This is a genomic window from Moorena sp. SIO2C4 (genome assembly GCF_010672485.1).
Taxonomy (GTDB): Bacteria; Cyanobacteriota; Cyanobacteriia; order Cyanobacteriales; family Coleofasciculaceae; genus Moorena; species Moorena producens.
Genome location: NZ_JAAHGN010000402.1, coordinates 1 through 6,307, shown reverse-complemented (window position 1 = coordinate 6,307; position 6,307 = coordinate 1). Strand labels below are relative to the sequence as shown.

Genomic DNA, 6,307 nt, shown 5'->3' with positions numbered 1-6,307 from the left:
TGCTTTGACCAGCAAAATACTCGCCTTCGGAGAATAATAGTAATTGCTCTATGCACAATTTATGGAGTCTTAGTTCTTGCAGGAGGACATTTAGTTTTTAAACCATCCGCACAACAGAATAGCGAGTGGTTCCAACAAGTCTACTGGATTTTAGGTATTGGTTACTTATTTGCCCTACCTACAATTGGGTATTTGCTAAAAACTACAATATCTAGAAAAATTTCACAGGAAAAGTTACAGCGATGGCGCAAAGACTTGCTACGAGAAATGGCAGCAGACGTTCACAATTACCTTTTTTACTCCCTGCGCAATGACCTCTTGATTAAGTTGGTAATGGAAGACCAAAGGGAGCAAGTGGGTCGTCGAGATAAAATTACCATTCCTAGGAATTCTCCTTCATTGTGGAAAGATGTTATCAAGTACGGGGCAGTATTTTTATCGGGAGGAACTACGGAGTCTGAACCAGGTCAAAGGCTTATTGAGGTATTTAACCAAAACCATATTGACGGGAAACTGTTGATTCTTGGTGCGCCTGGTTCTGGAAAAACCACCATGCTGTTGGATTTGGCCAAGGATTTAATTACACGTGCTCAGCAGCAGCCAGACCAACCTATTCCAATTATAGCTGAACTTTCTGATTGGAAAGATAACAACCAGCCCATTGCTGAATGGTTAGCAGCTTATTTAAAGTTTCGTTATAATCTCCCCGAAGCCATTACTCAAGAGTGGATTACCACCGGTCAGTTGTTACCTCTTCTGGATGGTTTGGATGAGTTGGGTTTAGAGCGACAGAAGTTATGTGTTCAGCAATTAAATCAGTTTGTCAAACACGTTCCTCAAATTGTGGTTTGCTGTCGTAAAGAAGAGTACGAAGCCGATAAGCAAATTCTGGATATGCGCGGAGAAGTCTGTTTGCAACCTTTGACGGATCAGCAGATAGAAAATTATTTAAACGGGTTCAAGGGTCGCCTCTGGCAAGGAATTCAGCAAGATTCAGATGGGTTGCTAGAGTTAGCAAGAATGCCCTTATTATTACATTTAATTCCCGTTGCTTATCGGGATAGAGATTTGTTGAAGCCAGTAAAGAAATATTTTAAGGATGCTCAAGCAAAGGAAGACTATCAGAACGAATGCCGTCAAAAGTTATTTGAGGCTTACATTGACCGTAAACTAGAGGAAAACCATGACCGTCGAGGTTATTCGGAAGAGGAAACAAGGCGCTGGTTAGGCTGGCTTGCTAAACAATTGAAGGAGCGACAACAAACCGAGTTTTTGATTGAAAAGATGCAGCCCGATATGTTGAATACTCCCATAAAAAAGTGGTTGTATAAGCTGATTACATTGCTGATTTTATCGCTGGGAATTGGGCTGATCAATGGGCTGATCTATGGGCTGATTGGTGACGGTAATATGATTATTAATCTGATTATTAATCTGATTGTGTGCCTTATTCTTGGGCTGTTTTTTTGGTTGCTTTTTGTGATAGAATTTGTGCATATTACGCTAAAATCTGGGGTAATTAATGATCCTGATGACATGAAGAATATAAATCTTTTTGAAACTATAAAATTTTCATGGAAAGAAGGAAAACAGAAGCTAATGATTGAATGTCTGATTTTTGGGCAGTTTATTGGGCAGATTATTGGGCTTGTTTTGGCAATAAATGAATGGCTGAATATAGGGGTGATTAATGGAATAACTGGGCTGATTAAATGGCTGATTGCTTTGCTGATTGCTGGGCTGATTGTTGGGCTGATTGTTGGGCTGATTATTGGGCTGTCACTTTTTATGATGGTAGTGCTGTTTGATGGGCTGAGTTTTGAGCTGACTGGAGAAGAAATAAAAAACAGAAAAAAACCCAATCAGGGTATTAAAGAATCTGCTAAAAATACCGTTATTCTTAGTTTAATTATTTTTGCTGGAACTTTCTTGCTGTCTGTATCACTTAATCTAGTTCCGGCAGAGAATGTTGAACCAATCAGACCGTTAATTGGTGCTTCTGGGATGGCAATGTTCTTTTGCTTTTTAGTTCCTGGCAAACCCGTCATTCAGCACTTCGTCCTCCGCCTCATTCTCTGGCGCAGTGGTTCAATCCCCTGGAATTACGCTGATTTCCTGAGCTATGCCACAGAACGCCGCCTGATCAAGCAAGTGGGTGGACGCTATCGATTCATCCACGATTTGCTGCGGGAGCACTTTGCCACAACCTAGTGTGGGGGTGAATAATGGAATGATTTTAAAAGTTTTGTGGAACCGGCATCTTGCGTAGAACGGGCATCTTGCGTGGAACTGGCATCTTGCGTAGAACGGGCATCTTGCCTAGAACTGGCATCTTGCCTAGAACGGGCATCTTGCGTAGAACTGGCATCTTGCCAGTTTCAATATATTTTCGAGCGGGCAGGATGCCCACTCTACTCCTATTGATTCCTTAACTCCCTATTCTTATTGATCCATTGGCAGACTGATATCCAAAAAAATTAGGAACTTAGCATCAGGCATGAGCCGCTTCAGAGCCTGCACATAGCTTTTGGCATCACAAAGGTTGTCAAACCGAGCGAAAACCACTGGTGGCATGGGTGGCAATAGCCTCACCAGTACCCATGGGTATAGGCTTAGACCATAGTACATAATGAGTGTATCTCCTTTAAGTGGGAGCCAGAGCCAGCCTTGGCCTGAGGAATATCCGTAGGCTGGCTCTTGCCGTTAATTTTAAAGTGGGCAATTTTATTGTAGCACAAAAAATATTATATTATAGCATATTTTGAAAAGTTTTGTAAAAAAATTTTGAGGGAATCGGGAATCGGGAGTCGGGAAGAATTCTCCTTGCCATGGAACAGGGATGTTAGTGGAATGGGCATCTTGCCCGTTACATTCCCAGACACCGATGTTGGTGGAATGGGCATCTTGCCCGTTACATTCCCAGACACCGATGTTGGTAGAATGGGCATCTTGCCCGTTCGAGTACTGTTGGCGCGGGCAGGATGCCCGCTCTACTCCTATTCATTCTTTGACTGACGCAACACCCGCCGAAAAGTAAGCAATCAGCGGTGAGCCAGCTGATTACTGACCGCTGATTACTGATAGCTGATAGCTGATCGCTTAGCTAATAGAGGACTTAGTAATCGCCATCCCATCATGGGGGTTAAATAAATGAATCTTCTCTGGGTCTATGGACAGCCAAATTTCGTCACCTATTCTGACAATTTTATCTGGTGGCACTCTGACCTGAAGAGGGCTAGAGTCTTCAGGGATACTCACGGATAGATAAGTCTCGTTACCTAAGGCTTCCACTAGATCAACGGTCACCATCAAGTTTTTGGGAGCAGGAGCACTGATACTCATATGTTCAGGACGAACTCCTAAGGTTAAGGATTGACCATCATACTGGTGCAGTATCGGTTCCCAAACTTCTGGAAGAGTCAGGCGGAAATCAGAATTACACACTACCCGAGGGGCTTTCACCTGAACCGGGATAAAATTCATCGGTGGTGAACCAATGAATTCCGCCACAAACCGGTTAGCAGGTTGATTATATATTTCTAGAGGAGCAGCAATCTGTTGGATGCGACCGTCTTTCATAACCGCGATCCGATCCCCCATAGTCATGGCTTCCGTTTGGTCGTGGGTGACGTAGATCGTAGTTGTACCCAACTGCCGCTGTAGTTTCACAATTTGGCTGCGAGTCTCTGCCCGGAGTTTAGCATCCAAATTAGATAGGGGTTCATCCATTAAAAACACCTGGGGATTACGGGAAATTGCCCGTCCCAGAGCAATCCGTTGTTTTTGTCCCCCAGACAGCTGCTTTGGCAATCGATTCAGCAAGTGTTCTACTTGTAGCAACTTAGCTACTTTGCGAACCTGCTGATCAATCTTTTTCTCTCGTTCGGAGAGGTATCGCAGTTCCCGAGGAAGCGATCGCGTCATTGTGGTTAACACATTTTCCAGATTCGAGCGAACTTCCCCATTCAACATGCCTGTAGCCACAAGCCCTTGCTTGATTTGCGGTGGCATATTCTTTCCCCAATGCACACTATTAGAGTTCCCATTAGAGTCTTCTGCCGTGTTGAATTGCCCATAGCCAGTTCGTCTGAGTCCAAACGCAATGTTTTCATAGACACTCAGATGGGGATAGAGGGCATAATTTTGAAACACCATGGCGATGTCTCGTTCTTTGGGTGGTAAGTCATTAACTTGTCTGTTCCCCACCCAGATTTTGCCCGCAGTCAATTCCTCTAGTCCAGCAATAATCCGCAATAGAGTACTTTTGCCACAGCCTGAAGGACCAACCAGCACCATAAACTCGCCATCGTTGACTTCCAGATTTATGCGCCGCAAGATATTAAGGGTTTTAGGTGTCTGTCCAGACTTTTCTGCTTCAAGGCTTGGTGACTCTTCGTTGTTTGTCACCTTAGGTTCCGTTGTTACTGGTGCAACAACAGTATCCCCTTTCCGGGCGGGAACACTTTTATAAACGTTTTCCAGAATAACCTGTGCCACGTTGGTCAATATCCAATTACGCTTAATTTTTTCTTTACTGTGATCGTTTCCAACTCTGATGCCGCAATTTTTCCATACTTAGGGTTACCACCCCTAACGTTACCAGAAACAATCCGATAATTTCCTGTAACCGTAAACCTTGTTGAATAATCCCCACGGCTAAGACGGTAGTTAACACTGGTGCTGTTGACCCGATAATCGAAGCTGGACGCCCACCAATGAGCCTGATGGCAAGGTTTTGCACCAGATAGCTCACTAACGTTATCACCCCCAACCCCAGACAGCTTAGGTATACAGCCATTCTGTGGGTGGGTTCAACAAAAAAACGCCAGGATTGATCTAGGGGAAATGATAAGCTCAGGCTAGAAAATACCAAAATTAATGTAAAATTAATAAAGCTATAAGGAATAGGGTTGAGCTTTCTAGCACTGACTTGGGTCAAGATAATGTAAACAGCGAAGGTCAAACCCGCACCAGCTGCAGCTAGAACTCCCAATTCAGAAGAGGGCTGCTTAGCTGCAAGACTAGGTAGGGAAATAAGCAACGCTCCACCCACAACACCAACCATGACTAGACCACGAACTAGATGTGGGCTAAATAGATCCCAGGGAAATAGATGTGTACGATTACCAAACAGCAATCCTGTCAAGATTACCGTCACAATCGGATATATAAAAAAAATCGTGATTGCTACCCCTGGTTGAATAAGACCTAATGATAGGTATAATAGCACTTGGGATAAAAATAAAAAGAAGCTACTCGCCACGATCTGGCTAAATAAAGGCAAGTCTCCCGAGTGAGCACAATGCCTAATATCTCGCCATACCGATGGGTAGAGTAACCTAGCCACAAATGCCATTAGCGGTACTACCACCAGCATCTTTAGCCACAGAACCAGTAGGGAGTTGCCAAAACCAGGAGCCGCAAGGCCTCCGACTTGAACATTCTGTAGACCAAAGAGCCAAGATTGATTAAAGATTACATATATGATTATATTCTGAAACGACAAAATTAGGCAAGACAGTAAGGCCAAAAGCACCCCAATGGAGATTTTATTTGGGATTTTCACACGACTTTTATGCGATCGCGTCAGCTGGTGTGGGATAGCTTGATCAGCAGCACTCCTCTGTTTTGGGGATACCATAAGTTTTTTGGTGTTGGCAGAGATAGCAATATAAGCAATAAGCATCTTTGATGCTGTATGCTAAAGAGTCGCTCAAAATGAATTGATCATAAACCCATGAATACCACAATCAAGTCTGCCAGTGATTCCAACCAAGGTGTAGAATCGGTAAACACTCCTGATTCCTCTGGCACTGGGCTAACGCGGACGCAATATCAACAAAAAATGCAGCGACGCAAAGAGATACAGGAACAACGCCTAGCTAAAGCCTCCAAACAAAAAGGGCTGATTGTGGTTAATACCGGCAATGGCAAAGGTAAGACCACCGCTGGCTTAGGCATGGTCTTGCGTACCCTTGGTCATGGCTACCGAGTTGTGATTGTACAATTTATTAAGGGTGCTTGGGAACCCGCCGAAAAAGCTGCCTTAGAGCACTGGACAGTAGCCACGGATAACAATCCCCCTCAATTAGAGTTCCATGCCATGGGCGAAGGCTTTACCTGGGAGACTCAAGATCGAGAGCGAGACATCGAAAAAGCCCAATCCGCCTGGGATGCCGCCTTAGGGTTTATCCGTAACCCTGACATTAAGCTAGTGCTATTGGATGAGATTAACATAGCCTTGAAACTCAACTATCTAACCATTGAGCAGGTTTTGGCTGGACTAGACGAAAAACCGGCTGATTCA

General features: G+C 44.1%; 7 protein-coding genes. 3 read left to right on the top strand and 4 right to left on the bottom strand.

The window, feature by feature from the left end:
* Both F6K20_RS20190 and F6K20_RS20185 read left to right on the top strand, forming a co-directional pair.
* Positions 1–2,211: NACHT domain-containing protein (locus F6K20_RS20190; protein WP_287295805.1), on the top strand; the 2,211-nt coding region annotated here is incomplete at its 5' end.
* A gap of 36 nt (positions 2,212–2,247) precedes the next feature.
* Positions 2,248–2,424 (top strand): hypothetical protein, encoded by a 177-nt coding sequence (locus F6K20_RS20185; protein WP_287295804.1) that lies wholly within the window; start codon positions 2,248–2,250, stop codon positions 2,422–2,424.
* 18 nt (positions 2,425–2,442) lie between these two features.
* On the opposite strand, the gene F6K20_RS20180 is transcribed toward F6K20_RS20185, so the two are convergent.
* The 4 genes from F6K20_RS20180 to F6K20_RS20165 form a co-directional block, all read right to left on the bottom strand.
* On the bottom strand, positions 2,443–2,628 hold the full coding sequence (locus F6K20_RS20180) for a hypothetical protein (RefSeq protein ID WP_287295802.1): 186 nt from the start codon (positions 2,626–2,628) through the stop codon (positions 2,443–2,445).
* Positions 2,629–2,744: 116 nt separating this feature from the next.
* On the bottom strand, positions 2,745–2,948 hold the full coding sequence (locus tag F6K20_RS20175) for a hypothetical protein (protein WP_287295801.1): 204 nt from the start codon (positions 2,946–2,948) through the stop codon (positions 2,745–2,747).
* 151 nt (positions 2,949–3,099) lie between these two features.
* Entirely contained in the window at positions 3,100–4,497 is a 1,398-nt protein-coding gene (locus F6K20_RS20170; RefSeq protein ID WP_044493623.1) for an ABC transporter ATP-binding protein, read from the bottom strand.
* Between the two features lie 34 nt (positions 4,498–4,531).
* Positions 4,532–5,686: a DMT family transporter gene (locus tag F6K20_RS20165; protein ID WP_287265833.1), complete on the bottom strand. Its 1,155-nt coding sequence runs from the start codon at positions 5,684–5,686 to the stop codon at positions 4,532–4,534.
* Between the two features lie 51 nt (positions 5,687–5,737).
* Between F6K20_RS20165 and F6K20_RS20160 the strand changes: the two genes are divergently transcribed.
* The coding region (locus tag F6K20_RS20160; RefSeq protein WP_287295799.1) for a cob(I)yrinic acid a,c-diamide adenosyltransferase at positions 5,738–6,307 on the top strand (570 nt) is incomplete at its 3' end.

Coding starts and splice junctions, on each gene's coding strand:
- F6K20_RS20165 (WP_287265833.1), bottom strand. CDS start 5,686: ATGCTTATTGCTTATATTGCTATCTCTGCCAACACCAAAAAACTTATG.
- F6K20_RS20175 (WP_287295801.1), bottom strand. CDS start 2,948: ATGCCCATTCTACCAACATCGGTGTCTGGGAATGTAACGGGCAAGATG.
- F6K20_RS20180 (WP_287295802.1), bottom strand. CDS start 2,628: ATGTACTATGGTCTAAGCCTATACCCATGGGTACTGGTGAGGCTATTG.